General features: G+C 71.7%; 26 protein-coding genes. 14 read left to right on the plus strand and 12 right to left on the minus strand.

Going from position 1 to position 25419, the window contains the following annotated elements:
• Nucleotides 1-15: 15 nt before the first annotated feature.
• Nucleotides 16-609, minus strand: coding sequence for a TetR/AcrR family transcriptional regulator (locus tag ACFYXF_RS17435; RefSeq protein WP_389350457.1), 594 nt, complete (start codon nucleotides 607-609; stop codon nucleotides 16-18).
• A gap of 131 nt (nucleotides 610-740) precedes the next feature.
• Between ACFYXF_RS17435 and ACFYXF_RS17440 the strand changes: the two genes are divergently transcribed.
• Complete coding sequence (locus tag ACFYXF_RS17440; protein WP_389350458.1) at nucleotides 741-1598, plus strand: AAA family ATPase; 858 nt, start codon at nucleotides 741-743, stop codon at nucleotides 1596-1598.
• Nucleotides 1595-2974, plus strand: coding sequence for a VWA domain-containing protein (locus tag ACFYXF_RS17445; protein ID WP_389350459.1), 1380 nt, complete (start codon nucleotides 1595-1597; stop codon nucleotides 2972-2974). Before ACFYXF_RS17440 ends, ACFYXF_RS17445 begins: the two co-directional genes overlap by 4 nt.
• Nucleotides 2975-2997: 23 nt before the next feature.
• Here ACFYXF_RS17445 and ACFYXF_RS17450 read toward each other — a convergent pair whose 3' ends face one another.
• On the minus strand, nucleotides 2998-3699 hold the full coding sequence (locus ACFYXF_RS17450; RefSeq protein ID WP_369032698.1) for an SDR family oxidoreductase: 702 nt from the start codon (nucleotides 3697-3699) through the stop codon (nucleotides 2998-3000).
• 237 nt (nucleotides 3700-3936) lie between these two features.
• On the opposite strand from ACFYXF_RS17450, the gene ACFYXF_RS17455 reads away from it, so the two are divergent.
• Nucleotides 3937-4914 carry an NAD(P)-dependent alcohol dehydrogenase gene (locus ACFYXF_RS17455; protein WP_389350460.1) on the plus strand — a complete coding sequence of 326 codons (978 nt, stop codon included), beginning with the start codon at nucleotides 3937-3939 and terminating at the stop codon, nucleotides 4912-4914.
• An 11-nt stretch (nucleotides 4915-4925) separates the two neighbouring features.
• On the opposite strand, the gene ACFYXF_RS17460 is transcribed toward ACFYXF_RS17455, so the two are convergent.
• Nucleotides 4926-5294: a cupin domain-containing protein gene (locus ACFYXF_RS17460; RefSeq protein ID WP_389350461.1), complete on the minus strand. Its 369-nt coding sequence runs from the start codon at nucleotides 5292-5294 to the stop codon at nucleotides 4926-4928.
• 99 nt (nucleotides 5295-5393) lie between these two features.
• Between ACFYXF_RS17460 and ACFYXF_RS17465 the strand changes: the two genes are divergently transcribed.
• Nucleotides 5394-5519 carry a hypothetical protein gene (locus tag ACFYXF_RS17465; RefSeq protein WP_389350462.1) on the plus strand — a complete coding sequence of 42 codons (126 nt, stop codon included), beginning with the start codon at nucleotides 5394-5396 and terminating at the stop codon, nucleotides 5517-5519.
• 77 nt (nucleotides 5520-5596) lie between these two features.
• Here the strand turns inward: ACFYXF_RS17465 and ACFYXF_RS17470 are convergent, their stop codons facing one another.
• The 5 genes from ACFYXF_RS17470 to ACFYXF_RS17490 form a co-directional block, all read right to left on the minus strand.
• Nucleotides 5597-6262 carry a response regulator gene (locus ACFYXF_RS17470; RefSeq protein WP_389350463.1) on the minus strand — a complete coding sequence of 222 codons (666 nt, stop codon included), beginning with the start codon at nucleotides 6260-6262 and terminating at the stop codon, nucleotides 5597-5599.
• Nucleotides 6259-7500, minus strand: a complete 1242-nt coding sequence (locus tag ACFYXF_RS17475) for a sensor histidine kinase (RefSeq protein ID WP_389350464.1) — start codon at nucleotides 7498-7500, stop codon at nucleotides 6259-6261. Before ACFYXF_RS17475 ends, ACFYXF_RS17470 begins: the two co-directional genes overlap by 4 nt.
• A gap of 174 nt (nucleotides 7501-7674) precedes the next feature.
• On the minus strand, nucleotides 7675-8823 hold the full coding sequence (locus ACFYXF_RS17480; RefSeq protein WP_389350465.1) for an ABC transporter substrate-binding protein: 1149 nt from the start codon (nucleotides 8821-8823) through the stop codon (nucleotides 7675-7677).
• A gap of 170 nt (nucleotides 8824-8993) precedes the next feature.
• Nucleotides 8994-10151 carry an alpha-hydroxy-acid oxidizing protein gene (locus tag ACFYXF_RS17485; protein WP_389350466.1) on the minus strand — a complete coding sequence of 386 codons (1158 nt, stop codon included), beginning with the start codon at nucleotides 10149-10151 and terminating at the stop codon, nucleotides 8994-8996.
• Nucleotides 10152-10188: 37 nt separating this feature from the next.
• Complete coding sequence (locus tag ACFYXF_RS17490) at nucleotides 10189-10782, minus strand: TetR/AcrR family transcriptional regulator (RefSeq protein WP_389350753.1); 594 nt, start codon at nucleotides 10780-10782, stop codon at nucleotides 10189-10191.
• Between the two features lie 246 nt (nucleotides 10783-11028).
• Between ACFYXF_RS17490 and ACFYXF_RS17495 the strand changes: the two genes are divergently transcribed.
• Genes ACFYXF_RS17495 through ACFYXF_RS17510 form a run of 4 tightly spaced genes read left to right on the plus strand, consistent with a single transcriptional unit; the run spans nucleotide 11029 to nucleotide 14917 of the window.
• Nucleotides 11029-12003 carry an SMP-30/gluconolactonase/LRE family protein gene (locus ACFYXF_RS17495; RefSeq protein ID WP_389350467.1) on the plus strand — a complete coding sequence of 325 codons (975 nt, stop codon included), beginning with the start codon at nucleotides 11029-11031 and terminating at the stop codon, nucleotides 12001-12003.
• Nucleotides 12004-12045: 42 nt separating this feature from the next.
• The gene (locus ACFYXF_RS17500; protein WP_389350468.1) at nucleotides 12046-12909 is read left to right on the plus strand and encodes an SDR family NAD(P)-dependent oxidoreductase; all 864 of its coding nucleotides are present in this window, start codon (nucleotides 12046-12048) and stop codon (nucleotides 12907-12909) included.
• Nucleotides 12906-14138, plus strand: coding sequence for an amino acid deaminase/aldolase (locus ACFYXF_RS17505; protein WP_389350469.1), 1233 nt, complete (start codon nucleotides 12906-12908; stop codon nucleotides 14136-14138). Before ACFYXF_RS17500 ends, ACFYXF_RS17505 begins: the two co-directional genes overlap by 4 nt.
• A 2-nt stretch (nucleotides 14139-14140) precedes the next feature.
• Entirely contained in the window at nucleotides 14141-14917 is a 777-nt protein-coding gene (locus tag ACFYXF_RS17510; protein ID WP_389350470.1) for an SDR family NAD(P)-dependent oxidoreductase, read from the plus strand.
• A 7-nt stretch (nucleotides 14918-14924) separates the two neighbouring features.
• Here the strand turns inward: ACFYXF_RS17510 and ACFYXF_RS17515 are convergent, their stop codons facing one another.
• A complete protein-coding gene (locus ACFYXF_RS17515; protein WP_389350471.1) occupies nucleotides 14925-16442 on the minus strand; it encodes a carboxylesterase/lipase family protein in 1518 nt (505 codons plus the stop codon).
• Between the two features lie 132 nt (nucleotides 16443-16574).
• On the opposite strand from ACFYXF_RS17515, the gene ACFYXF_RS17520 reads away from it, so the two are divergent.
• The 4 genes from ACFYXF_RS17520 (at nucleotide 16575) to ACFYXF_RS17535 (ending at nucleotide 18966) form a co-directional block, all read left to right on the plus strand.
• A complete protein-coding gene (locus ACFYXF_RS17520) occupies nucleotides 16575-17540 on the plus strand; it encodes a pirin family protein (RefSeq protein WP_389350472.1) in 966 nt (321 codons plus the stop codon).
• Nucleotides 17541-17639: 99 nt separating this feature from the next.
• Entirely contained in the window at nucleotides 17640-18116 is a 477-nt protein-coding gene (locus ACFYXF_RS17525; protein WP_389350473.1) for a MarR family winged helix-turn-helix transcriptional regulator, read from the plus strand.
• The gene (locus tag ACFYXF_RS17530; protein ID WP_389350474.1) at nucleotides 18113-18559 is read left to right on the plus strand and encodes a MarR family transcriptional regulator; all 447 of its coding nucleotides are present in this window, start codon (nucleotides 18113-18115) and stop codon (nucleotides 18557-18559) included. Before ACFYXF_RS17525 ends, ACFYXF_RS17530 begins: the two co-directional genes overlap by 4 nt.
• 56 nt (nucleotides 18560-18615) lie before the next feature.
• Nucleotides 18616-18966: a tetratricopeptide repeat protein gene (locus tag ACFYXF_RS17535; RefSeq protein WP_389350475.1), complete on the plus strand. Its 351-nt coding sequence runs from the start codon at nucleotides 18616-18618 to the stop codon at nucleotides 18964-18966.
• A 74-nt stretch (nucleotides 18967-19040) separates the two neighbouring features.
• Here ACFYXF_RS17535 and ACFYXF_RS17540 read toward each other — a convergent pair whose 3' ends face one another.
• On the minus strand, nucleotides 19041-20474 hold the full coding sequence (locus ACFYXF_RS17540; protein ID WP_389350476.1) for a PepSY-associated TM helix domain-containing protein: 1434 nt from the start codon (nucleotides 20472-20474) through the stop codon (nucleotides 19041-19043).
• Between the two features lie 176 nt (nucleotides 20475-20650).
• On the opposite strand from ACFYXF_RS17540, the gene ACFYXF_RS17545 reads away from it, so the two are divergent.
• Nucleotides 20651-21292, plus strand: coding sequence for a peptide deformylase (locus ACFYXF_RS17545; RefSeq protein WP_389350477.1), 642 nt, complete (start codon nucleotides 20651-20653; stop codon nucleotides 21290-21292).
• 37 nt (nucleotides 21293-21329) lie between these two features.
• Here ACFYXF_RS17545 and ACFYXF_RS17550 read toward each other — a convergent pair whose 3' ends face one another.
• Entirely contained in the window at nucleotides 21330-22766 is a 1437-nt protein-coding gene (locus tag ACFYXF_RS17550; RefSeq protein WP_389350478.1) for a dihydrolipoyl dehydrogenase family protein, read from the minus strand.
• Between the two features lie 129 nt (nucleotides 22767-22895).
• On the opposite strand from ACFYXF_RS17550, the gene trxA reads away from it, so the two are divergent.
• Entirely contained in the window at nucleotides 22896-23264 is a 369-nt protein-coding gene (trxA, locus tag ACFYXF_RS17555) for a thioredoxin (RefSeq protein ID WP_319090984.1), read from the plus strand.
• Nucleotides 23265-23342: 78 nt separating this feature from the next.
• On the opposite strand, the gene ACFYXF_RS17560 is transcribed toward trxA, so the two are convergent.
• Entirely contained in the window at nucleotides 23343-24788 is a 1446-nt protein-coding gene (locus ACFYXF_RS17560) for an aldehyde dehydrogenase family protein (RefSeq protein WP_389350479.1), read from the minus strand.
• Nucleotides 24789-25419: the final 631 nt, after the last annotated feature.

Here is a 25419-nt window from a genome sequence, read left to right on the forward strand (position 1 = left end):
CGGCCCCTCACTCGTTCACGCCACTCCCGCCGCGTCCATCAGAGTCGCCACCGTCACCGTGGTCAGCCCGTCCAGCGACTCGATACGGGCGCCGGAGCGGGCGCTCGCGCCGTCGAAGACGAGCATCAACTGCCGGGCCAGCAGCTCTGGTTCACGCGCGCCGCCCGCTTCCGCCTGGGTACGGAACCAGTCCTGGAGGTGCTGCTTGGCCTGCTGGGCGACCACACTTGCCGGGTGCCCGGGGTCCTTCAGTTCGACGAGGGCGGCCAGAAAGGGGCAGCCCTGGTAGTCGGGTTCCGTGGAGGCCTTCTCCAGCCGCTCGAACAGGCCGATGACGCGCTCGCGTGGGGTGCCGTCGTCCTGCGGGCCGGGCAGGAGCTGCTCCGCGTACCCGGCCGAGCGTCGGTCCAGGCTGGCCGCGAGCACCTCGTCCTTGCTGGTGAAGAGCTGGTACATCGACCGCTTGGAGACTCCGGCGGCCTTGCACAGCGCCTCGACGCCGATGGAGACGCCGTCGCGGTAGAACAGCTCGGCGGCGGCGTCGAGCAGCCGGTCGCGCGGGGATGCCTTCTCGGGCGCGTTGCCCGGCGCCTTGTCCGTGGTGGCCATAGTGCGAGGTTACCTCGCGGACCGCAGCGGGGAAACCGATCGGTTCACTCGTGACAGAGGGGGTGACCAAGCGCTTAGATAGTAGATCCGAACCTGTTCGCACCCCGTTCACGCCCACGCTGGAGGCCCCGTTGTTCACATCCGTCGACGACGTCTCCGCACGCCTCGCCGAGACCGGCTACCTGGCCTCCCCCGCCGTCGCCACCACGGTCTTCCTGGCCGACCGGATCGGCAAGCCGCTCCTGGTGGAGGGCCCGGCCGGCGTCGGCAAGACCGAGCTGGCCAAGGCCGTCGCCGAGATCGCCGGAGCCGAACTGATCCGCCTCCAGTGCTACGAGGGCGTCGACGAGGCACGGGCGCTGTACGAGTGGAACCACGCCAAGCAGCTGCTGCGCATCAGCGCGGGCCGCGACGAGACCTGGGACGCGACCCGCTCGGACATCTTCAGCGAGGAGTTCCTGCTCCCCCGGCCCCTGCTGACCGCCATTCGCGGCGACGAGCCCAAGGTGCTCCTGATCGACGAGACCGACAAGGCGGACGTCGAGGTGGAGGGCCTGCTCCTCGAAGTGCTCTCCGACTTCCAGGTCACGGTCCCCGAACTGGGCACGATCACCGCGACCCGCCGCCCCTTCGTCGTCCTCACCTCCAACGCCAGCCGCGAACTCTCCGAGGCGCTGCGCCGCCGCTGCCTCTTCCTCCATATCGGCTTCCCCGACGCCGAGTTGGAGCGTCGCATCGTACGGCTGAAGGTGCCGGACCTGGACGCGGCGCTGGCCGAGTCGGTGGTACGGGTAGTGGGCGCACTGCGCGCGATGGACCTGCGGAAGGTCCCGTCGGTCTCCGAGACCATCGACTGGGCCCGGACTTTGCTGGCCCTGGGGGCGGACACGCTCGATGAGACGGTCGTACGGGACAGCCTGGGCGTTCTCCTCAAGCATCAGGACGACGTCCTCAAGGCGAGCGCCAAGTTGGACCTGGAAGCACTGTGAACGCCCGCTCCGCCGACGCCGGTTCTGGTGCCGGTGTCGGTGAACGCCTGACAGGGCTCGTCGGGGCGCTGCGCTCGCACGGCGTCCGGATCGGCACCGGCGAGACCGTGGACGCGGCACAGGCAGTGGCCGTACTCGGGTTCGCGGACCGGGAGTTGCTGCGCGAGGGGCTGGCCGCGACCCTGCTGCACGGCACGGACCAGCGTCCGGTGTTCGATCCGGTCTTCGACCTGTACTTTCCCCGGAGCGTCGGAGCGCCTGGCACGGAACCCGCGGACCGGGACGGACTGCGCGACCGACTCGCCGCCGCACTGGCAGCCAACGACCGGGCGCTGCTTGCCCAGTTGGCCGTCGAGGCGGTCGACGGCTTCGGCGGATACGGCTCCTCGCCGGGGTCGGACGGCTGGTCGTCGTACCAGACGCTGGACCGGCTCCGGCCGCAGACCCTGCTGGCCCGGGTACGGGCGAGCCTCCGCGAGGGGGCCGGGGAGACCGGGTTCGCCGACCGGCTGCTCGACGACGAGATCCGGCGGCGGATCGAGGAGTTCCGGCGGCTGGTCGGCGCGGAGGCGCGGCGCCGGGTGGCCGAGCGGCGCGGCCGGGACGAGATCGCCCGGCGGGCGGTGGCCCCGACGGCAGACCGGGTCGACTTCCTGATCGCCGGACGCGCCCAACTGACCGAACTGCGCAGGGCGGTTCAGCCGCTCGCGCGCAAACTCGCCACCCGGCTGGCGGCGCGCCGCCGCAAGGCCGCACGCGGCTCGATCGACCTGCGGCGCACGGTGCGCGCGTCGCTGTCGACGGGCGGCGTGCCGATGCGGCCTGTCCTGCGCCGGCGCCGTCCCGCCCGGCCCGAACTGGTGCTGCTGTGCGATGTGTCGGGCTCGGTGGCCGGTTTCTCCGACTTCACGATGCTGCTGGTGCAGGCGCTGCACGACCAGTTCAGCAAGGTCCGGGTGTTCGCCTTCGTCAATCGCGTCGACGAGGTGACCGGCCTGCTCGTGCACGGCTCCGCCGACCCCGAGGGGCTGGGCGCCCGCATCCTTGCGGAGGCGACCGTGACGGGCTGGCACGGCAGCAGCGACTACGGCGTCGCGCTGGGCGAGTTCACGGAGCGGTACGCCGACGCGGTCGGCCCGCGGACCACCGTGTTCGTGCTCGGTGACGCCCGTACGAACATGAGCGACCCGAACCTGCCCGCGGTACGGCTGCTGGCCGAACGGGCGCGCCACGTCTACTGGTTGAACCCCGAGGGACGGTCCCAGTGGGGCACGGGCGACTCGGCGGCGCCCGCCTACGCCGAGCTGGTGGAGATGCGCGAGTGCCGCAACGCCCGCCAACTCGGCGCGCTGATCACCCGGTTGCTGCCGGTGTGACGATGGCCGGGCAATCGGGGCGACTACGCGGTGAGTTGCGGGTAGAGCACCTCGACGCCCGCCGCCAGGCCCGCCTTGACCTGGCGGCTGAGGTCGTCGGCGAGTACCTCGAAGGCGCCGGACTCGATGCCGTCCAGGGCCTGTGCGGCGACGCCGTCCGGGGTGGACTTGAGGGCGTCGATGCCGGCGGTCATGTCCGTGTCGACGTAGCCGACGTGCAGTCCCGTGACGTCGATGCCGCGCGGCTTCAGGTCGAGGCGCAGGGAGTTGGTCTGGGACCAGAAGGCGGCCTTGGAGGCGCTGTAGGAGCCCGCGAGGCCGATCCAGGACAGCACCGAGTGGACGTTGAGGATGTGGCCGCCGCCGTTGCGCTCGATGACCGGGACGAAGGCGCGGGTGACGAGGAGGGGGCCGTAGAAGTTGGTCTCGAACTCGCGGCGTACGTCGTCCACGGGCGAGTCCAGGAAGTTGGCGTTCACGGAGGCGCCCGCGTTGTTGATCAGGACGGTCACGTCCTGGGCCCGCTCGGCCGCCGCCGCGACGGACGCGGGGTCGCTCACCTCCAGGGCCAGCGGTACCGCGTCGGGGTGGGTGACGGTCCGGGGGTCGCGAGCCGTGGCGTACACCTTCTTCGCGCCCCGTTCGTAGAGCGCTTCGACCAGCGCCCGTCCGATACCTCGGCTGCCGCCGGTGACAAGGGCGACCGAGCCTTCGATGCGCGTCATGGGGTTCTCCTGGAGCGTGGGACAAGGGGGCAGGGCGGGCAGAGCCCGTTGGAACCACCGGGAAACCGATCGGTTTCCATCCGGCTTCCATGAGAGTAAACCGATCGGTTTCTCGGGGCAAGTGGGGTCGGACCCCTACGGGTCGAATACGGCTTTTCCCGGATACCCGCGCCCATGACGCTCCCCCTACGCTCGCGAGTAGCGGCAGACGCCGTGCGCGAGGGGGGACGGGACAGGATGAAGGCAGTGACTCAGGACGCCTACGGCTCGGCGGACGTGCTGAAGGTGACGGACATCGACAAGCCGGTGCCGACCGCCCGGCAGGTGCTGGTGCGTGTGCACGCCTCGTCGCTCAACGCGTACGACTGGCATTTCATGCACGGTGACCCGAAGCTGGCACGCCTCGCGATGTTCGGGCCCGCCAGGCCCAAGCTGAAGGTCCGGGGCCGGGACTTCGCCGGCCGGGTGGAGGCCGTCGGCAGCGAGGTCAAGGGCATCTCGCTCGGCGACGAGGTGTACGGCGAGGCGGACGGCTCCTTCGCGGAGTACGTGTGCGCGGCCGAGGACTCGGTGGCCCGCAAACCCGCCGGGCTCACCTTCGAACAGGCCGCCGCGATCCCCCTGGCCGCGAACACCGCCCTCATCGGCCTGCGCGATCTGGCCCGGGTGACGCCGGGCCAGACGGTACTGATCAACGGCGCGTCGGGCGGCGTGGGCACGTTCGCCGTACAGATCGCCAAGGCCTACGGCGCTGAGGTGACCGCCGTGTGCCGGACGCGGAACGTGGAGATGGTCGCCTCACTCGGCGCGGACCACGTCATCGACTACACCCAGGAGAACTTCACCCTCGGCGAGAAGCGCTACGACGTCGTGCTCGACCTGGTCGGCAACCACTCCCTGGGCGCGTTCCGGCGCGTGCTCACACCCACCGGGACGCTCCTGCTGTCGGGCGGCGGGGTGTACGAGGGCGGCAGCCTCGTCGGGCCGATGGGGCTGTTCATCAAGCGGAGGCTGGTGGCGCCCTTCGTCCGTCAGCGGCTCCTCGAACTACCGGCTGTGGCGAGCCGGGAGAACCTCACGGCACTGTGCGAACTGGCGGAGGCGGGGAAGATAGCCCCGGTCATCGACCGCACGTATGCGCTGAGCGAGGTCCCCGAGGCGATGCGGTATCTCGTGAAGGAGCATGCGCGGGCGAAGGTCGTCATCACGGTCTGAGACGGGCTCCGTCAGCTTCCTTCCGGTGCCTTCGCGTAGTCCTGCGCCATGCCTCCCGCGAAGTCGTGGACGATGACCTGCTCGTCGCCGACGACCCACGCGTCATGCCCGGCCGGACACATGAAGACGTCGCCGGGTCCCACCTCGCTCTCGCCGCCGTCGTCCATACGGATGTGCATCCGGCCCTGGAGGACGTAGCCGTTGTGGTGGATCTCGCAGCTCTTCGTGCCCGCGATGGGCCCGACGGACTCGGACCAGCGCCAGCCCGGTTCAAAGGTCCCCACCGCGAAGTCGAGCCCGGTCAGGTGCACCGCTTCGACGTGTCCCCTGGGGAAGTCGCGCCGCTCGTCAGGCTTCTCGACCGTCTTGATCTCCAGCATGTCGTGCCTCCCGTCCCCCGTCATGGCTGTCGGACCCCCGCTCCCTTCCATCGTCCGCCTGTCAAGCCGGGGCCGCCATCCGAGCGAGTCAAGTGGGTCGTGGACGGCGCGTTGGCACCCGACGGCGAGGGCGGCAAGGTGCACCGGATGGGCTGGATCTGGGCCCTGCCCCACATGGACGAGTTCCAGGACTACGGATCATGCATCCCGAAGACGGCGACCTGAGCGGACGAGGACTGGCTCACCGCCCGGGGCTGACATCGAGGCGCAGTCTCCGACATCCGGCCAACCCCCCGTCCACGTCAGGTGAGTTCGAGTACTCCCCTGCGCACGGCCTCCGACACCGCCGCCGCCCTGTTGTCGACCTTGAGCTTGCGGTAGACGCGGACGAGATGCGTCTTGACCGTGGCCTCGCTGAGGAACAGCGCCGCGGCGATGGCCCGGTTGCTGTGCCCCTCCGCCATCAGCCGTACGACCTCGATCTCGCGCCCGGTCAACTCGTGCTCCGGGCTGACCACTTGGCCGACGAGTTCCCCGACGATCTCCGGTGCCAGGCCCAACGCCCCGGCGGCGGCCCCGCGCACCGCACGGAACAGTTCCTCGGGCGGTCCCGCCTTGAGGACGTAGCCCCGGGCGCCCGCCTCCAACGCCCGTACGACATCGGCCCGTCCGGCGTAGCTGGTCAGCATCACCACCGCCACGCCGGGTGCCTCGGCGGCGAGCCGGCGGATGGCCTCGATCCCGTCGATCCCGCCGCCCGGACTCCCGAACCGGAGGTCCATCAGCGCGACATCGGGAAGCATCCGGGCGACCAGGGAGACAGCCTCCTCGCCGCTGCCTGCCTCGGCGATCACATCGAGGTCCGGTTCGCCGTCGAGGAGCGCGCGCAGGCCGGCCCGTACGACGGCGTGGTCGTCCGCGATCAGGACGCGCAACGGCCCGGTAGCGCCGGGCGGGTCGGCGGTCATCCGGCGGTCGCCGTCGGGACGGGCGCGGCAGCGGGTTGCGGTCGGGGCCGCGCGGAGACCGTGGCCCGGACGCGGGTGCCCCGGCCGGGCTCGCCGCAGACGTCGAGGTCACCGCCGTACTCGCGCAGCCGGGCCCGCGCCGAGGGCAGTCCGAAGCCGCGGCCCGGGCCCTGCGAGGTGGGGGCGAAGATCTCGGCCGGGTCGAACCCGACGCCGTCGTCGCTGACTTCGAGGTCCACCCGGTCCGGCCGCCGGCTGAGGGTGACCTGCACGTTCACCGCGTGGGCGTGTTCCCGGACGTTGGCCAGCGTGCTCTGCGCGACGCGGAACAGCGTCGTGGCGGCGTGTTCGTCGAGGACGGGCTGGGGGTCGCCGACCGCCCGGAACCGCACCTGTGCAGCCGTCCCGTCGGCCTGGGAGCGGGCGCACAGGACGCGCAGCGCGCCTTCGAGGCCGGTCTCGGCGACGGCGGCCGGGGTGAGGTCCCGGATCATCCGGCGGGTCTCGGTGAGGTTGCTGCCCAGACCGTCGGCGACCGCGCGCACACGGGTGCGGGCCACGTCGGGGCGGTCGTCCCAGTCGCGTTCGGCGGCCTGGAGCAGCATCAGCCCGCCGGCGAGTTCCTGGGCGAGGGTGTCGTGCAGATCGCGGGCGATCCGCGTCCGCTCTGCCAGCACGCCCGCCCGGCGCTGCTGCCGGGCGACGAGGTCACGCGTGCCGCGCAGTTCCTCGACGAGTCGCCGGCGCACCTCGGCGTCCCGCTGCTGGGCTCGGTAGAGGGCGACGGTGCCCCAGACGGCCGCCACGGGCACCAGCACGATGTCCGGCACGAACCGGCCGCTGGCCTCGACCAGTGCCGTGACGAGCACGAGGGTGATCACAGCGAGCGCGACCATCGCGAACCGGCGGTCGAGCACCCGCTGCGCCGCACACGCGAGCGGCAGGGCACACCACACATAGGCGGAGGTCAGCACGTCCGGGACGAGGAAGAGGAGCGTCCCCCACAACAGGAGCAGCAGCGGAATCCACGCGGCCCGCCCGACCACCCCGAGCCGCTCCCACAGGACGAGCCCGCCCGCGTAGGTGAGCGCGAGCAGCCCGCTGGCGGTGGCGATGTACCAGCACAGCGAGCTGTTCAGCCGGGCGAGCTGCAGAAGCGCGGACGCGACGATGACGAAGAACGCCAGATGCGACACATGCTCCAACGTGGGCCGACTCCCGCGAACACGCTCGAGCACGGCAGATCCCCTTGACCGGACGGTTCCAATCGAACAGAACCCCGATCCTATCGACCGCCTGTATGCCCCGTGTGAGGAGCCGGGCGAGACTGGCGCCAGGTGCGCAACCGACCGCTTTTAGGGGCGCGGGGAACTGCGCGACAAGCCCCCACCGGCCCGCGGCCAAGGAACCACCTACGCCCCGGGGTGCAACCCCAACCACCCAGGCGTCGGATCGCCCTTCACCTCACCGAAGTACAACGCAAACGTCTGCTTCCACCGCTCGATCCCCGCCCGGTCGGCCATAAAGCGCGGGAAACCATCAAGATTCGCGTTCGGATACGTCCAGATCGGCTTCAACCCACCCGCAGGCGCGACATCCGTCCGCACCGACCACCCGTTGAACGCACTCTGCTGCTGAGCGACGGACAACTGCCAGTTGAGATACAGCTTCGCCGCCGCGATGTTCCTGCCCTGCTTCAGGATCGCCGCCCGCTGCCCCCACGCCATGAACGGGTGCCCCTCGGCGACGGCCCACCGCGACGCCGCCGTGGACGGCGCGACGAGCGAGCCCGACCCGCCGACGCCGAGCGCCTTCTGCCCGCCGGAGACGGCCAGCCCGGGCGTGTGGCTGCCCCGGGCGAACCGGACGTCCTGCGCGGCGAACCTGGCGGCCCAGTCCCAGCCGTAGTGGTCGACGTACAGCTTGAAGAGGTAGAGGACGGCGTCGTCGTCGTGCGGGTAGGACGACGCGATCTGCCCCTTCCACTTCGGGTCGATCAGGTCGAGCGGGGACTTCGGGACGTCGGCGCCGACCGCGGCGACGTTGTACGAGTAGCTGAAGCCGATCACCGCGATGGCGGTCCAGGCGCCGTGCCGGTCCTTGAGGCCGTCGTACACCTTGGAGAAGCCCGCCGGCCTGTAGTGCAGCAGCCGGCCCTGCTCGTTCCAGCGGGTGAAGTCCTGGAGGGTCTGGAGCTGGACGACGTCCGGGACGAGGGTGTCGGTCGCGAACTGGTTGTCGACGCGGACGTCGTGGTACTTGCTGTAGTCCACGACGACCTTGAGGTCGATCTCCGGGAAGCGGGCGGCGAATCCGGCCCGAATTCCGTTGCCCTGGCCGTCGATGTCGCCGCCCGCGTAGATGACGAGCTTGCCGCCCTCGGCGAGCGCGGCCCGGTACAGCTCGTCGAGCGTCCGGGTCTCCTCGGCGCCCGCGGCCGGGCGGAAGCCGGTGGGCGAGGCCGCGGCGGCGGGGGTCCCGGTGGCGCCGAGCGCGCCGACGCCGAGGGCCGCTCCGGCTCCGGTGGCGAGTACACGTCGTCTGCTGAGGAAGCTGGACACTCTGCGGGCCTCTCTGGTGGGGGGTCTCCTGCGGGGTCTTCGGTTCGATCCTGACGCGAGCGAGAGGGTCTTCGCGTCGGCTGTACGGAGCGAGGTGGAGGGCGGCAGGTTGAATCCCCGTTCAATCGATCGGTTGAACGGGGTGGCCGGACAGGCCGGCGGTCAGGCGGTCAGACGGCCTGTAGTGCCTCGGGCACGAGGTCCTTGAGGGACGGGTAGCCGTCCACGGCCATGATCAGGTCCGTCTCGGCGAGCAGGGCCCGCAGGACGTGGACGATGCCGTCCGTGCCGCCGAGGGCGCAGCCGTAGGCGTACGGGCGGCCGATGCCGACCGCTGTCGCGCCCAGGGCGAGGGCCTTGACGATGTCGGCGCCGCCGCGGACGCCGGAGTCGAAGAGGACCGGCAGCTCGCCCGCGGCCTCGACGACACCGGGCAGGACGTTGAGGGCGGGGAGGCCGCCGTTGGCCTGTCGGCCGCCGTGGGTGGAGCAGTAGAGGGCGTCCACTCCCGCGTCGCGGGCGCGGCGGGCGTCCTCGGGGTGGCAGATGCCCTTGAGGATCAGCGGGAGGTCGGTCAGCGAGCGCAGCCAGTCCAGGTCGTCCCAGGTGAGCGGGTTGCCGAAGATCTGGGTCCAGTGGAGGATCGCGGCCTGCGGATCCTCCTCGGGCGGTCGGCCGAGCGCGGCCCGGAACGCCGGGTCAGTCGTGTAGTTGGCGAGGCAGTGGCCGCGCAGCTGGGGGAAGTTGGCCGTCGCGAGGTCCCTGGGGCGCCAGCCGGTGATCCAGGTGTCGAGGGTGACGACGATGCCCCGGTACCCGGCGCGCTCGGCACGCTGGACGAGGCTCTCGGCGATGCTCCGGTCGGTCGGGGTGTAGAGCTGGAAGAAGCCGGGGGTGTCGCCGAGTTCGGCGGCCACGTCCTCCAACGGGTCGACGGAGAGCGTGGAGGCGACCATCGGCGCTCCGGTACGAGCGGCGGCGCGGGCGGTGGCCAGGTCACCGTGTCCGTCCTGGGCGCACAGTCCGATGACACCGATCGGGGCGAGGAACACCGGCGACGGGAGTGTCGTCCCGAACAGCTCGACGGTCAGGTCCCGTTGGGCGGCGCCGACGAGCATGCGCGGGATCAGGCCCCAGCGGGCGAATGCCTCGACGTTGGCCCGCTGGGTGCGCTCGTCGCCGGCTCCTCCGGCGACGTAGGACCAGACGGACGGCGGGAGCGCGGCGCGGGCCCGCTCCTCCAGTTCGGCGAACTCCATGGGGAAGGACGGCAGAACACCGCCGAGCCCGTTGAGGTAGATCTCGTTCTGGTAGTCGGCGAACGCCATACGGGCACCCTTTCCCTCAGGTCGAGCGGCCCACGGCTCAGGCGGCTCGTGGCCGGGCGTGCAGGAGGAGGTGATCGGCGAGCATCTCCAGTGCGGCCCGGCTGTCGTCGCTGTTGCGGTCGACGAGCCAGATCATGTTGAGTCCGTCGATCGTCGACAGGACGTACCGCGCGAGCACCGGCACGGGCTCCGTCCACTCGATCCCCGCGTTGTCGGCGGCGAGTTCGAGCAGGGAGGCGAAGGCGCGCAGGAAGATCTCGTACTGCTTCCCGGCGACGTCCTCGAAGCCGGAGTTGCGCAGTGCGTACTGCGTCAGCTCGTAGCTGATCTGGTGCTCGCCGGGGTTGGCCTCGAAGCCCTTCCAGAACGCGTGCAGGCTGTCGAGGACGCTGTCGCGGATGTCCTTGTGGGGGGCGAACAGACCGCGGACCTCGGCGACGTACCGCTCGGTGAGGGTTTCCGTGACGAGTTCGAGCAGTTGGGCCCTGGACTCGAAGCAGTAGTGGAAGGCTCCGAGTGTCATGCCCGCCTCGGTGACCACCGCGCGGGTGGTCGCCTTGGCGACGCCGTCGCGCGCCATGACCCGGATCGCCGCCTCCAGGAGCTCCGCTCTCCGGTCGCTCGCCGCCATGCGGGGCACGCGTTCTCCTCTCCGCACGGGGCTCACCTGTTGGTTCGGTCGTCAGGATAGCCAACCGGCCCATAAGAAGTAAGTCAGATGTCCAGGACGCTTGACTTACTTCTCTTGCTTGGGCCACCGTAGCGTGCGGGGGACGGGCATGTGGTTCGTTCACCCGCGGGCCGGTGGGGGCTGGTCGCGCAGTTCCCCGCGCCCCTATCGGGGCGCGATATCCGCTCAGCGGCCTCAGGAGGCAGGGTGCGACCACGAACCACAGTGGTTCTGGACGGCTACGGCGTCCTGGAGTCGTTGCGCTGGCACGACGGCGCCCTGTGGTTCTGCGATCTCGCCCATGGGACGGTGCACCGCTGGGACACCCGGGGTGAACCGGAGACGGTGGCGGAGGTGCCCGGCCGGGCGGGCGGCCTGGGCTGGCTGCCCGACGGGCGGATGCTGGTCGTCTCCATGGACGGGCACTGCGTGTACCGGCTGGAGGCGGACGGCTCGCTGGTCGTGCACGCCGATCTGAAGGGCATCGCCGGGGGTCCCGTCAACGACATGTTCGTCGACCGGCTGGGCCGCGCCTACGTCGGCAACTTCGGCTTCGACTATCACGGCTTCGTCCGCCGGCAGCCCAACTCGATGCTCTACGTCCCGCCGGGGCCGCCCCGGACAGCTGTCGCCTGCCTCTCCCCCGAGGGTGAACTCCTCGGCGTGAGCGAGCCGTTGGTGTTCCCGAACGGCATGTTCCTCCTCGATGACGAGTCCACCCTGCTCGTCGCCGAGACCCTCGCGATGCGCCTCACCGCGCTCTCCGTCCTCCCCGACGGCCGACTGGGCCCGCCCGAACCCTGGGCTCCCCTGATCCCCTCCGCCCTGTGGACGTCTCTCAACCACCCCGGGCTGCTGGGCCGGATCACCCGGCGGGTCTCCGCGCTCCTCGACCACAGAGCGATCGCCGATCGCTCCGCCAGTCCCATCGCTCCCGACGGCATCGCACCGGGCCGGGACGGCACGGCCTGGGTCGCCAACGCGCTGCGCGGCGAGTGCGTCCGGGTCGGACCCGGCGGTGCGATCCTCGACCGCGTCGCCACCAGCCAACCCACCCTGAGCTGTCTGGTCGCCGGACCCGACGGCGACACCCTGTACGCGGCCACCTCACCGACCGACGACCCGCAGCGAGCGGCGGGGCTGGGCGGGTCGCGGCTGGAGGCGTACACCTTGCCGTCCTGATCGCACTCCTCGCCAACTCGCCCCATTTCCCCGGGAGTTCCCATGCACGCACCTCGAACGGACGGCGCCCCGCCCGCACACGTCGTGCTGATCACCGGCGCCGCGAGCGGCATCGGTGCGGCGACCGCGCGCGAGGCCGTGCGCCGGGGTCACCGGGTCGCCCTCGCGGACATCGACCTGGCCGGAGCGACCCGGATCGCCGACGAACTCGGGCCCGGCGCCCGCGCGTTCGAGCTGGACATCCGTGACGAGGCAGCATGGGAAGCGACGTTGGACGCCGTGGAGGACCAACTCGCCCCGGTGGACGTGCTCGTGAACAACGCGGGGATCATCCACACCGGCTACGCACGCGAGTTGGCGCCCGACCGGCACCGCCACATGGTCGAGGTGAACCTGCTCGGCCCGATCACCGGCACGCTGGCCGCCCTGCCTCGAATGCGCGCCCAGGGCCATGGGCACATCGTCACCGTGTGCAGCATGACGTCGTTCCTGCCGCTGCCCGGCTACACCACGTACGGCGCGACCAAGCACGGGCTGCGCGCCTTCCACCACAGCGTGGCCATCGAGGAACGGGACGGACCCGTGACCTTCAGCATCGTCCATCCGCCCGGCACCCGAACGCCCATGCTGGAGCAGGAGATGGCCGACCCCAGCTCCGTCATCACCTTCGCCGAGAAGCCGCTCACCGCCGAGAAGGTCGCGTCGGTGATCGTCGACGCGATCGAGAAGAAGCCCGTCGAAGTCGTCCACCCCGCCATCGGTGGACGCGTGCAGCGGGCGGCCGGTGTGTTCCCCCGGCTCATGCGCTTTGTGATCCCCAAGGTGGTGGCCATGGCCCAGCGCCGCAGTACGGGTCTCGTCCCGGCCCCGACAGCAGCATCCGAGCAAGGAGACACCGACCGATGACTCTCGACACCACACCCCCCAGAGCCGGTTCGGCTCCGGCGACCCAGAGCCATTTCGACCGGCTGCGGGCGGCGACCGCCGGCCTCGAACCGCCCTTCGGCGTCATCGACCTGGACGCCTTCGACGCCAACGCCCTCGACCTGGAGCGCCGTGCGGGCGGCAAGCCGATCCGGCTGGCCAGCAAGTCGCTGCGCTCCCGCGCCCTCATGCGACGTGCCCTGGACCGCCCGGGATTCGCCGGCATCCTCGGCTTCACCCTGCCCGAAGCCCTGTGGCTGGCCGAGGAGTTCGACGACATCGTCGTCGGCTATCCCACCGCCGACCGCACGGCTCTGCGCCAGCTGGCCGCCGACGAACGGCTCGCGTCCCGTATCACGCTGATGGTGGACTGCGTAGAGCATCTCGACCTGATCGACGCGGCGACCGGCCCCCGCGAGACCCGTATCCAGGTCTGCCTGGAACTGGACGCGGCCCTGCGCCTGGCGGGCGGCCGCGTCCATCTGGGGCCGCGCCGGTCCCCGGTGCACACCCCGCAGGAGGCGGCGGCGTTCGCGCGCGAGGTCGCGTCCCGGCCGGGCTTCGAGCTGACCGGGATCATGGGGTACGAGGGTCAGGTCGCCGGTCTGGGCGACAACGTGCCCGGCAACGCGCTCAAGCGGGCCGTCGTACGGGCGATGCAGCGTTCCTCCGTCGAGGAGCTGAGCCACCGCCGGGAAGCCGCGGTCGCGGCCGTACGGGCGGTGACACCGCTGCGGTTCGTCAACGGCGGCGGTACGGGCAGCCTGGAGACCACCACCCGCGAGGACTCCGTCACCGAACTCGCGGCGGGATCCGGCCTGTACGGTCCCGGCCTGTTCGACTTCTACCGTGCCTTCCGGCCCGTCCCTGCGGCCTACTTCGTGCTGCCCGTCGTACGCCGTCCCTCCTCCTCGGTCGCGACGCTCCTGGGCGGCGGCTGGATCGCGTCCGGGCCGCTCGGCAAGGACCGGCTGCCCACGCTGGCCTGGCCTTTGGGGCTGCGGGTCACCGCCACCGAGTCCTTCGGTGAGGTGCAGACCCCACTGGTGGGCAAGGCCGCGAGCGTCCTGAACATCGGGGACCGGGTGTGGCTGCGGCACGCCAAGGCCGGTGAGCTGTGCGAGCGGATCGGCGATCTGCACCTGGTCAGCGACGGCGCGGTGGTGGACACCGTGCCCACCTACCGCGGCGAGGGACACCACTTCCTGTGACGGTGACCGCCACGACCATCACCGGCCGGACGGTCCTGATCGTCGGTGCCTCCTCCGGAATCGGCGCGGCGGTGGCCCGGCAGCTCGCCCCGGCGGGCAACCGGCTCGTCCTCACGGCCCGCCGCGCCCCCGAACTGGCCACCGTGGCGCAGGAGGTACGGGCGGCCGGCAGCGCCTGTCTGGACATCGCCGCCGACGCCCTGGACCCGGAGGCGGCGGCCGGGGTCGTGGCAGCCGCAGTCGCGGAGTTCGGCTCGGTCGACATCGCGCTGCTCAACGCGGGCCAGGGCCCGGACATGGCCATGGACCGGGTGAGCACGGCGGACGTCTCCCGGATCATGGCGTTGAACTACGACGTCGTCGTCAACTATCTGGTCCCGCTGGTAAGGCAGTTGGGCGAGCAGCCGGGCGGAGGTCTGATCGCCCACACCAACTCCCTCGCGGGGCTGATGGGCATCCCCCGCCAGGGCCCGTACTCGGCGGCGAAGGCGGCCGTACGCACCCTCCTCGACGCCGCGCGCGTCGAACTGGCGCCCAGGGGCATCCGGTTCACCTCGATCCACCCGGGCTTCGTGGGCACGGACCGCGTCGACGGGGACGGCCTGCCCAAGCCCTTCCAGGTCAGCCAGGAGCGCGCGGCCCGGTACGTCGTACGCGCCCTGGAACGGGAACCGGCGCAGGCCTGTTTCCCCTGGCAGACAACGGCGTTGGTCCGCACACTGCGTGCCCTGCCCGCGCCGGTCTCCGACCGGGTGCTGCGACTGCTCGCCGCCCGATAGGGCCGCGCTACTCCGCCGTCAGGGGCAGCGCGCCGAACGTGTGCCGCTCCCACAGGCGGCGGGAGGCCTCCTCCGGGTAGGCGGCGACGGTCGGCTCGGTGTCGAGGAGCTGGACGAGGCGCCGCTCGGTGTCGTACGCGGGCCAGCCCGGGTCACCCGTGGCGGCGAAGGAGGTCCAGGCGGAGCGGAGGCGGGCGGAGAGCGCCTCCGCCTCGGGCAACGGCACGGGCCCCATCAGCATGCCGCCGAGGCCGCCTTCGACGTCGCTGCCGACGCCGAAGGTCAGGGGCACGTCCAGGCCGTGACAGGCGCCCAGGACACCGCCGTTCGCGGGAGCCGCCCAGGTCAGCTCGTACACATGGGCCTGGCCGCCCGCGATCACCTGTGCCTCCGCGAGGTGGATCACGGGCATCCGGAAGAGCCAGTCGGACTGCACGAGTTCGAACAGGTACTCCGCCGAGGCGTCCGGGAACGCGGCACGGTAGGCCTGCTCGGGGTCGGGGCCGGGTCCGAACAGACGCAGGACGGTCGCCGCCAGTTCGTCGTCCACCCGGCCGAACAGCCCGCCGAGCATGACGAAGAGGCGGTACTCGTCCCGGGTGTGTCCGAGGATCAGCTCCACGTCCCGCGCGGCGCCGCCCGCCAGGGCCTCGTACGGGGTGACGGGCAGGACGTCGCCGTCGACGACCGGCGAGAACGGGGTCGGGGTGAGGGCGACCGCGCCCCACCTCGGCACGTACTCGCGCATCCGGGCGCTGAGGGTGGCGCCCGCCTCGGGCAGCTTGCGCGGGTCCACGCCGGACAGGTCGCCCACGGTCGGGCGCAGCCCGAGTTCGCCGGCGAGCGTCTCGGCGATGTCCCCGGCCAGCGCGTCCGAGAAGTACGTGCCGGGCACGCTCTGCAGGATCGCCCGCCGGAACAGCCCGCGCGCCCGCTCCATGCCGAGCAGCGCGGCGATGGAACCTGCGCCGGCCGACTCCCCGAAGACGGTGACCCGGTCGGGGTCGCCGCCGAACGCCGCGATGTTCTCTCGTACCCACTCCAGGGCGGCGACCTGGTCCAGCAGCCCCCGGTTGGCCGGGGCGCCCTCGATCCGGGCGAACCCCTCGATGCCGACCCGGTGGTTGAAGGTGACCACGACGGTCTCACCCTCGCGGGAGAGCCGGGCCCCGTCGTAGTTCGGGTCGTCGGCGGAGCCGAACTTGTAGGCGCCGCCGTAGATCCACACCAGCACCGGACGGCGCGCCGCCGGGTCCGCGTCGGGCGTCCAGACGTTGACGGTCAGCCAGTCGTCCCCGGCGGGCGAGACCTCCGGGCCCATCATCTCCTGCGGCGGCGGAGGCCCGAACGCGAAGGCCTCCCGCACCCCGTCCCAGCGCCCGGCCGGCCGTGGCGCCGCGAACCGCAGCTCCCCGACCGGCGGCTGCGCGAACGGAATCCCGCGGAACACCGCGAGGCCGCCCTCACGACGCCCACGGACCGCGCCCGCCACCGTGCTGACCTCGGGAAACTCGGCTGCGCTCATCGACAGACCCCTCACGCCGCAGTGAATGGTTCTTCACTATACGAACCACGACGCCAAAGAGGGACCAAGGCTTCCGATTTTCTCGCCCCCGCGAGATGAGGACAGGCCCGCTCCCCCACTAGGTTGTGCGCCATGAGCAACCTTGACCGCGCGCCCGTACCCAGCGTCTGTGGCGGCCGTGGATTCGTCGTCGCCGAACCCGTACGTGAACTGCTGAGCCCCCGGCGCGTGAAGCTCGGGGAAGGCACCGAGGTACGCCGCCTGCTGCCCAACCTCGGCCGCCGCATGATCGGCGCGTGGGCCTTCGTCGACCACTACGGGCCGGACGACATCGCCGACGAGCCCGGTATGCAGGTGCCGCCGCACCCGCACATGGGCCTGCAGACGGTGAGCTGGCTGCACGAGGGCGAGGTGCTGCACCGCGACTCGACCGGCAGCCTCCAGACGATCCGCCCGCGCGAGCTGGGCCTCATGACCTCCGGCCGGGCGATCAGCCACTCGGAGGAGAGCCCCAAGTCGCACGCGCGGTTCCTGCACGGCGCACAGCTCTGGGTCGCCCTCCCCGACAGCGACCGCCACACCGCCCCCCACTTCGAACACCACGCCGACCTGCCCACGGTCACGGCACCCGGCGTGACGGCCACGGTGATCCTCGGCGCCCTCGACGGCTCGACCTCGCCCGGCACGACGTACACCCCGATCGTCGGCGCCGACCTGACCCTCGCGGACGGCGCGGACGTACGCCTGCCGCTCGTGCCCGACTTCGAGTACGGGGTGCTGGCGATGTCCGGCGAGGTGCACGTCGACGGGGTGCCGGTGCTGCCGGGCTCGATGCTCTACCTCGGCTGCGGCCGCACCGAACTCCCGCTGCGCGCCGCGTCGGACGCGAGCGTGATGCTCCTGGGCGGTGAGCCGTTCGAGGAGGAGCTGATCATGTGGTGGAACTTCGTGGGGCGCACCCAGGAAGAGATCGAGCAGGCCCGCTCGGACTGGATGACCGGCACCCGGTTCGGTGACGTGAAGGGGTACGACGGCAGCGCGCTCCCCGCCCCCGAACTGCCCCCGACCCCTCTCAAGCCTCGCGGCCGGACGCGCTAGCCGAAGCGGGCGCCAGCTGGCGAGCACCCAGCGCACACCCCGCTTCATGGCGGTGATATTTAGTAGCCATGGATATAGTAGCCATGTACTGTATCCATCATGAGTACGACATCCGAGGGCGCGACCCCCGGCTACCTGGTCTGGCGGCTGTCGACGAAGTGGCGTGTGGCCGTCGACCGGGCGGTCGCGCCCCTGGGGCTGACCCACGCGCAGTACTCGCTCGTCGCCTCGCTGTACGGCATGCGGCGCGCCGGACTGCGGCCCAGTCAGCGCCGGCTCGCCGACCACACCGGCCTCGAACCGCTGTACGTGTCGAAGCTCGCGCGCGCCCTGGAGACCGCAGGCCTGCTGGAGCGCACCCGGGACCCGCAGGACCCTCGCGCGGTGCAGCTGGCCCTCACCGAGGAGGGCAGCGAGGTCACCCGGCGCGCGATCAAGGTCGTACAGGGGCTGCTTCAGCAGTTGCTCGAGCCCCTCGGGGGCCTGGACAGCGAGCGCACCCGGGAGTTCACCCGCGACCTGGCACTACTGCTCGACACCCCGCTCCACGCCGACCCCGAGAAGGAGCAGCCATGACCACACCCACCGCAACGCCCGTGCTCAACCCCCGTGTCATAGCCCTGGCCCACTACGCCGCGCGGGGCGTCCTCGAGAACGTGCTGGCCCGTCACGGCGTCACCTTCCAGCAGTCGGTGACGCTCAGGCTCGCCGTCGTCGCCGACGGGCCCGTCGACCGCGAGCACCTCGTCGGCGAGGTCGTCGACGCGCTGAAGACCGACAAGGCCGACGCGCACTCCGTCGTCGACGAACTCGTCGGAGGCGGGCTGCTGACGGCCGAGTCCGCCCTGCTCACCGTCACGGACGCGGGGCGCGAGCTGTACCGCACCACCAGCGCCGAGACCGCCCCCTACTCCGCGCGGATCTACGCCGGCATCCCGGACGGGGATCTGGCCGTCGCCGGCCGGGTGCTGTCGCTGATCACCGAGCGGGCCAACGCGGAGCTGGCCGCCATGGCCTGACCAGCGGTGGAATGAATGACCGCTCGGGCCGGTTACCGCCTCCGAAGGAGGCACGAGTGAAGACCACGACGGACACGTACTACGACCACGGAACGGCGGCGGAGCGCTGGGAGCGGGCGCGGCTGTTCTTCGACGCCAAGGACTACGCCGGTGCGGCACGGGTGCTGGGCGGGCTGGTCGAGGAGGTGCCGGAGCAGACCGCACCCCGGCTGCTGCTGGCGCGCGCCTACTACCACTCGGCCCAACTGCGGCGCGCGGAGGCCGAGTTGCTCGTCCTCGTCGAGCGCGACCCGGTGGAGCAGTACGCCCGGCTGCTGCTCGGGCGCACCCTCCAGCGCCAGGGCCGCCACGAGGAGGCCGCACCGCACATGAAGCTCGCCTCGGCCCTCGCGGGCGACTTCGAGTAGCCGACCGCACGACGGACACGACGGCCCGGCCCCCCTTCCGGAAGAAGGGGGCCGGGCCGTTTCGTACGACCCCCCTACTGCGCGCCTGCCCGTTCCTTGTACGTCCGGTTGCCGCGCCGGTGGTCGATCTCGCCCAGGATCACGTCCACGGCGATGAAGGCGGCGAGCGGAATGCCCAGCAGCGGAACGAAGTAGCCCACGACGGCCACGACCGCCATCAGCGGTACGAGGAGCAGCGGGGGCACCTGCTGCCAGGCGCCGCGCGGGATCGGGCGGCCGAAGGCGGAGGCCCGGCCGCGCAGCCACCACATGCGGTAGCCCCACAGGATGAGCAGGACCAGGGAGGCCGCCAGGGCCATCAGGAGGAGCTGGTTGACGATCCCGAAGAGGACGCCGGTGTGCGCGTCGATGCCCCAGCGGGTCAGCTTCGCGAGCACCGGGTAGTCCGCGAACCGGACGGTGTCGAGGACCTCGCCGCTCGTCGGGTCCACGGCGACCGCGTCCTGCTTGGTGGGCCAGCTGCGCTGGACCTGCTTGACGACGTACGCGGAGGACTCGTCGGCGGGCGGGACGATCTCGACGGGGTCGCTCAGGCCCTCGGCGCGGGCCGCGGCGAGGACCTTGTCGAGGCCGACGCCGTGCTCGGTGGTGCTCCCGGAACCGGCCGCGGCGTCATGGCCCGCGTGCTCGCCGCCCGCCGCGGAGGACACCGACGGGGTGGCCTGACCGAGGGATGTGCGCAGGACGTCGATGTTGGCACCCGCGTAGGCCGACCAGGTCAGGCCGGTCGCGGAAAGGAAGATGAAGCCGACCGAGGCCCAGACGCCGACGGTGCCGTGCAGACCGAGGGTGCGACGGCGTCCGCTGGTGCCGCGTATCTTGCGCTGCGAACGGCGGCGGGCGAACCACAGCACCAGACCGCCGCCCGCGATCACCCACAGCCAGCTCGCGGCGAGTTCGCTGTAGAGGCGGCCGTTCTCGCCGAGGTGCAGATCGCGGTGGAGCTCGTCGATCCAGGTCCGCACCGGCAGCGCACCCGTCGACCCGTACTGTTCGAGCGCGCCCTCCACCTTCGCGGTGTACGGGTCGACGAACACGGCCAGCGTGTGGGTCTCGCCGACACCGGGCACGCCGGACAGCATGACCCGCGTCGTCTCGTCGTCCTCGGGCGAGGGGCGTACGGCCGTCACGGTGCCCTCGGGGTGGGCCTCGCGGGCGGCGGCCACCTGCTCGGAGATGGGCAGCTTGGTGTCGCCGACGGAGACGGTCATCTCATCGGAGTAGATGATCTTCTCGGCCTGGAACGAGGCCGCGTACAGAAAGCCGGTCAGAGCGGCGACCAGCAGGAACGGGGCGACGAGCACACCCGCGTAGAAGTGCAGCCGCAGCACGAGCGGGCGGAGGGTGGCGGCTGCGGACGGTTTCGCCGGGGCGGAGGGTTTCGACCCGTCCGACGAATCCGGGGACTCCGGGGATTCGTCCGTCGTGGTCGTGGGAGCGGTGGACATCGGCGGGGTTCTCCGGAGGGCTGGGGACGGTGAGCGGGGGGGGCGGCCGTGCGGGCGTACAGCTGTGGGGGCGGTCCAGTAGTCGGATGGGCGGGCCGTCGAGTTCCCGGCCCCGCAAGTGGCGTACGTCACACAGGGGGGCGTCGGTGGTCAGAGGTGCATGACATCCTGGCGCCATGGCAACTCCCCATGACCCAAGCGCCCTTGCAGACCATGTCGAGCAACTCCTGGCCGTCGGCGGCCCGTTGCCGATCGTCTCCGCCGGAGACCCGGTACTGCGGCGCCCCACCGTGCCCTTCGACGGGCAGCTCGGCCCGAAGCTGCTGACCCGCTTCGTGGAAGCGCTGCGCGAGACCATGCACGACGCCCCGGGCGTCGGTCTGGCGGCCCCTCAGGTGGGGGTGGGACTGCGGATCGCGGTCATCGAGGACCCGGCGCCCGTACCGGAGGAGGTGCGGGTGGTGCGCGGGCGGGTGCCGCTGCCGTTCCGGGTGATCGTGAATCCGGCGTACGAGGCGGTCGGCACAGAGCGGGCCGCGTTCTTCGAGGGCTGTCTGAGCGTGCCGGGCTGGCAGGCGGTGGTGTCCCGGCCCGCGACGGTACGGCTCACGGGCCAGGACGAGTACGGGCATCCGGTGGACGAGGTGTTCACGGGCTGGCCGGCCCGGATCGTCCAGCACGAGACCGACCACCTGGACGGCACGCTCTATCTGGACCGCGCCGAACTGCGCTCGCTGTCCTCCAGCGCGGCCGTGGTGGAGCGGTGGGGCCAGCCGACCCCGGCGGAGGCGGCCGAGGAGCTGGGCTTCACCCTCTGACCGCCCCTGACCGCCTCCTGTGGGTTCCGTCCCGGCCCTACTTGCCGTCGCGGAAGGCTTCCAGCAGCCGCAGCCAGACCTCGCTGATCGTCGGATAGGACGGCACCGCGTGCCACAGCCGCCCCAGCGGCACCTCTCCGGCGACGGCAATGGTCGCCGAGTGGATCAGTTCGCCGACGCCGGGGCCGACGAAGGTCACGCCGAGCAGGGTCTCGCTGTCCAGGTCGACGACCATGCGGGCGCGTCCTCGATAGCCGTCGGCGTACAGACCGGCGCCCGCGACCGAGGAGAACTCGACGTCGACCGCGCGCACCCGGCGGCCCGACTGCTCCGCCTCGGCCAGGGAGAGGCCGACTGCCGAAGCCTCCGGGTCGGTGAAGACGACCTGTGGGACCGCGCCGTGGTCGGCGGTGGCCGCGTGGGCGCCCCAGGGGTCGGTCTCCAGGAGCGGTACGCCGGCCGCGCGGGCGGCTATGGCGGCGCCCGCGATCCGGGCCTGGTACTTGCCCTGGTGGGTGAGGAGGGCGCGGTGGTTGACGTCGCCGACCCCGTACAGCCACTCGCTGCCGGTGACCCGCAGGCTGTCGTCGACGGGCAGCCAGGAGCCCGGCTCCAGGCCGACCGTGTCGAGGCCGATGTCGTCGGTGCGCGGGGCGCGGCCGACGGCGAAGAGGATCTCGTCGGCCTCGATCCGGTCGCCGGTGTCCGTGACCGCGACGACGGTGCCGTTCTCCCTGGTCACCGACCGGACCGAGGTGCCCGTGCGGACGTCGGTGCCCGCCTCCGCCAGCGCCTCGGCGACCAGTTCGCCCGCGAAGGGCTCCATGCGGGGCAGCAGGCCCTTGCCCCGGACCAGCAGGGTCACCTGGGAGCCGAGTGCCTGCCAGGCCGTGGCCATCTCGACGGCGACGACACCGCCGCCGACCACGATCAGTCTGCCGGGCACCGACTTGGCGCTGGTCGCCTCGCGGCTGGTCCAGGGCCCGACCTCGGCAAGGCCCGGCAGGTCGGGCAGCTGGGCGCGGGTGCCCGTGCACACGGCGACCGCGTGCCGGGCGGTGAGCACGCGTGTGGCGCCGTCCGCGCCGGTCACCGTCACAGTGCGGGGCCCGGCCAGGCGCCCCTGGCCCCGGTAGAGGTCGGCGCCGATGGAGTCGAGCCAGCCGATCTGTCCGTCGTCCTGCCAGTTCGAGGTCTCGTAGTCGCGGTGGGCGAGGACCGCCTCGGCGTCCAGGTCGCCCTGCACGAGGTGGCTCAGGCCGGGCACGCGGCGGGCGTCGGCGCGGGCGATGACCGGGCGCAGCAGGGCCTTGCTGGGCATACAGGCCCAGTAGGAGCACTCCCCGCCGACCAGTTCGCTCTCCACGATCGCGGTGGAGAGGCCGGCCGCGCGGGTGCGGTCGGCCACGTTCTCCCCCACGGGTCCGGCACCCAGCACCACTACGTCGTACACGTTGGATTCCGTTTCCGTCATGGGGCCAGTCTGGTGGGTGGTGTGGCCCGTGGCCACACGGGTACGCGCGCGGAATACGCCGTCGCCGGGACGTGTTGTCCGAGCGCGACTCACCGGAAACGACCCGACAGCAGGAAGAGGAATCAGGTCATGAGCAGCACCGTGGAGCTGACCAAGGAGAACTTCGACCAGACGGTCACGGAGAACGAGTTCGTGCTGATCGACTTCTGGGCATCGTGGTGCGGACCGTGCCGTCAGTTCGCCCCGGTGTACGAGAAGGCCGCTGAGGACAACCCGGATCTGGTGTTCGGCAAGATCGACACGGAGGCCCAGCCGGAGCTGGCACAGGCCTTCGGTATCCAGTCCATCCCGACCCTGATGATCGTCCGCGACCAGGTCGCCGTCTTCGCCCAGCCGGGCGCCCTCCCCGAGGCCGCCCTGACCGACGTCATCGGCCAGGCCCGCAAGCTGGACATGGACGAGGTCCGCAAGTCGGTGGCGGCCCAGCAGGCGGAGTAGCCCGCGCCCCAAAGGGGCGCGGGGAACTGCGCGACCAGCCCCCACCGGGCCCGCGGCCGACAGCGCACCGGAGGCGTTCTAGAAGGGGTACGGCGCCACATCCCCCCGCACAGTGGTCCACCGCACGTCCGTGAACGCCTCCAGGTTCGACTCCCCACCGAACCGCGCACCGGTGCCGGACGCGGCGACCCCACCGAACGGCGCCACGGCCTCGTCATTGACCGTCTGGTCATTGATGTGGACGATCCCGGTCGGAATGCGCTCGGCGAGGTCAAGACCGCGCGCGGTGTCACGAGTGACGATGCCGAGCGACAACCCGTAGGGGCCGACTGCCGCAAGCGCTGCGGCCTCGTCGGCGGTCGCGAACGAACGTACGGGCGCGACCGGCCCGAAGACCTCCTCCGCGTACGCGGGGGTGCTGTCGTCGACGTCGGCGAGAACGGTCGGCCGGTAGAAGAGATCCTCGTGCGTGCCACCGGCCGCAAGCCTCGCACCGCTCGCCGTGCTGGACTCCACCAGCCCGTGGATCTTGGCGAGCTGGGCGCCGTCGATGATCGGCCCGAGGTGGACCTGGGCGCGGTGCGGGTCGCCGACGGCGAGGGAGTCGGCCTTGGCGGCGAGCCGCTCGACGTACTCCCCGTACAGCGACTGGTGGACGAGGTGGCGGCCGGTCGTCATGCAGATCTGGCCCTGGTGGAAGAAGGAGCCCCAGGCGGCGGTGGAGATCACCGCGTCGAGGTCGGCGTCCTCCAGGACGACCAGGGCGGAGTTGCCGCCGAGTTCGAGGTGCGCGCGCTTGAGGTGACGGCCGGCCGCCTCGCCGACGGCGCGGCCCGCCGCCGTGGAGCCGGTGAAGGAGATGACGGGGACGAGCGGGTCGGCGACCAGGGCCTGACCCGCGTCGGGCCCGCCCGGAAGGATGTGCAGCAGATCCTCGGGCAGTCCCGCCTCGGCGAAGATCGCGGCCAGGGACAGCCCGCCGCAGACCGCCGTACGCGGGTCCGGCTTCAGGACGACCGCGTTGCCGAGCGCGAGGGCCGGGGCGACGGAACGGATGGAGAGGATCAGCGGGGCGTTGAACGGCGAGATCACGCCGACCACTCCGACGGGCACGCGCCGGGTGTAGGACAGCCGGGGCGCCTCGGAGGGCAGCACCTGTCCGGCGGGGCGGGAGGCGAGGGCGGCGGCCTCGTAGCACTCCTGGGCGGCGACGTGCAGCTCGAACTCGGCCTTGCCGGGAATCGATCCGGACTCGCGGACGATCCAGTCGCGCAGTTCCTCGGCGTGCGCGGCGAAGAGGTCCCCGGCCTTGCGGAGCACTCCGGCACGGACGAAGTGCGGGGTGTGTGCCCATGCCGCCTGGGCGGTACGGGCGGCCTGCGCGGCCGGTCCGACGTCCTCACCGGTGGCGAGCACGACCGTGCCGAGCGCCTCGCCGGTGGCGGGCTCGGTGACGGTGTACTCGGGGCCCGACAGGGGACGGGCGGCGTGGGACTGCCAGGTCTTGGGGTCGAGCAACGGCATTGCGGCTCTCCGATCAGTCACCGGCGGGACGCGCGGAGCGAACGCGGGTCCCGTGTGGTTTCGCGGCCGTCCGTCGGCCGCGCAGCGGGATGCGGTGATCCGGCGCACGGCAGAGCAGCACGCGGTGCCCGGTGTTCGACGGCATCCCCATCTGGTTGAGCGTGCAACATCCTATGGCCTGTCAGCCGAATCGGGCCGACGCAAAGCAACGGCACTTCCCCCGCACACACCAGTCCCACCACAGCCAAACAGCCGGTCACGGAGACACGCCCCACAGGGGCGCGAGGAACTGCGCACCCAGCCCCCACCGGCCCGCGGCGAACCCCTGACCTCACGCAGCGGTTCACCTGAAGTCACGACGGACGAGCACCACACCGAGGGGGCAGCGCTCAGACGCGCCCTACAGGGGCGCGGGGAACTGCGCGCCCAGCCCCCACCGGCCCTCAGAGAACCCCAAACCTCACGCACCCACCCCCGCCGCCCCGCGCAACGGTTCGCCCGAAGTCACGACGGACGAGCACCACACCGAGGGGCAGCGCTCAGACGCCCCCCAAAGGGGCGCGAGGCTGTACTCGATCAGCGGCTCCGCCGCGGGGCGCGACCAGCCCCCACCAGCCCGCGGAGAACCCCA

Origin of the sequence: Streptomyces sp. NPDC002680 (assembly GCF_042889145.1) — a bacterium.
GTDB classification, from domain to species: domain Bacteria; phylum Actinomycetota; class Actinomycetes; order Streptomycetales; family Streptomycetaceae; genus Streptomyces; species Streptomyces adonidis.

Bases quoted from the DNA above. Each gene is read 5' to 3' on its own strand.
- ACFYXF_RS17540 (WP_389350476.1), bottom strand. From the start codon at position 20,474: ATGTCCACCGCTCCCACGACCACGACGGACGAATCCCCGGAGTCCCCG.
- ACFYXF_RS17545 (WP_389350477.1), top strand. From the start codon at position 20,651: ATGGCAACTCCCCATGACCCAAGCGCCCTTGCAGACCATGTCGAGCAA.
- ACFYXF_RS17560 (WP_389350479.1), bottom strand. From the start codon at position 24,788: ATGCCGTTGCTCGACCCCAAGACCTGGCAGTCCCACGCCGCCCGTCCC.
- ACFYXF_RS17520 (WP_389350472.1), top strand. From the start codon at position 16,575: ATGAGCAACCTTGACCGCGCGCCCGTACCCAGCGTCTGTGGCGGCCGT.
- ACFYXF_RS17505 (WP_389350469.1), top strand. From the start codon at position 12,906: ATGACTCTCGACACCACACCCCCCAGAGCCGGTTCGGCTCCGGCGACC.
- ACFYXF_RS17485 (WP_389350466.1), bottom strand. From the start codon at position 10,151: ATGGCGTTCGCCGACTACCAGAACGAGATCTACCTCAACGGGCTCGGC.
- ACFYXF_RS17550 (WP_389350478.1), bottom strand. From the start codon at position 22,766: ATGACGGAAACGGAATCCAACGTGTACGACGTAGTGGTGCTGGGTGCC.
- trxA (WP_319090984.1), top strand. From the start codon at position 22,896: ATGAGCAGCACCGTGGAGCTGACCAAGGAGAACTTCGACCAGACGGTC.
- ACFYXF_RS17460 (WP_389350461.1), bottom strand. From the start codon at position 5,294: ATGCTGGAGATCAAGACGGTCGAGAAGCCTGACGAGCGGCGCGACTTC.
- ACFYXF_RS17435 (WP_389350457.1), bottom strand. From the start codon at position 609: ATGGCCACCACGGACAAGGCGCCGGGCAACGCGCCCGAGAAGGCATCC.
- ACFYXF_RS17490 (WP_389350753.1), bottom strand. From the start codon at position 10,782: ATGGCGGCGAGCGACCGGAGAGCGGAGCTCCTGGAGGCGGCGATCCGG.
- ACFYXF_RS17450 (WP_369032698.1), bottom strand. From the start codon at position 3,699: ATGACGCGCATCGAAGGCTCGGTCGCCCTTGTCACCGGCGGCAGCCGA.
- ACFYXF_RS17500 (WP_389350468.1), top strand. From the start codon at position 12,046: ATGCACGCACCTCGAACGGACGGCGCCCCGCCCGCACACGTCGTGCTG.
- ACFYXF_RS17530 (WP_389350474.1), top strand. From the start codon at position 18,113: ATGACCACACCCACCGCAACGCCCGTGCTCAACCCCCGTGTCATAGCC.
- ACFYXF_RS17525 (WP_389350473.1), top strand. From the start codon at position 17,640: ATGAGTACGACATCCGAGGGCGCGACCCCCGGCTACCTGGTCTGGCGG.
- ACFYXF_RS17455 (WP_389350460.1), top strand. From the start codon at position 3,937: ATGAAGGCAGTGACTCAGGACGCCTACGGCTCGGCGGACGTGCTGAAG.
- ACFYXF_RS17470 (WP_389350463.1), bottom strand. From the start codon at position 6,262: ATGACCGCCGACCCGCCCGGCGCTACCGGGCCGTTGCGCGTCCTGATC.
- ACFYXF_RS17515 (WP_389350471.1), bottom strand. From the start codon at position 16,442: ATGAGCGCAGCCGAGTTTCCCGAGGTCAGCACGGTGGCGGGCGCGGTC.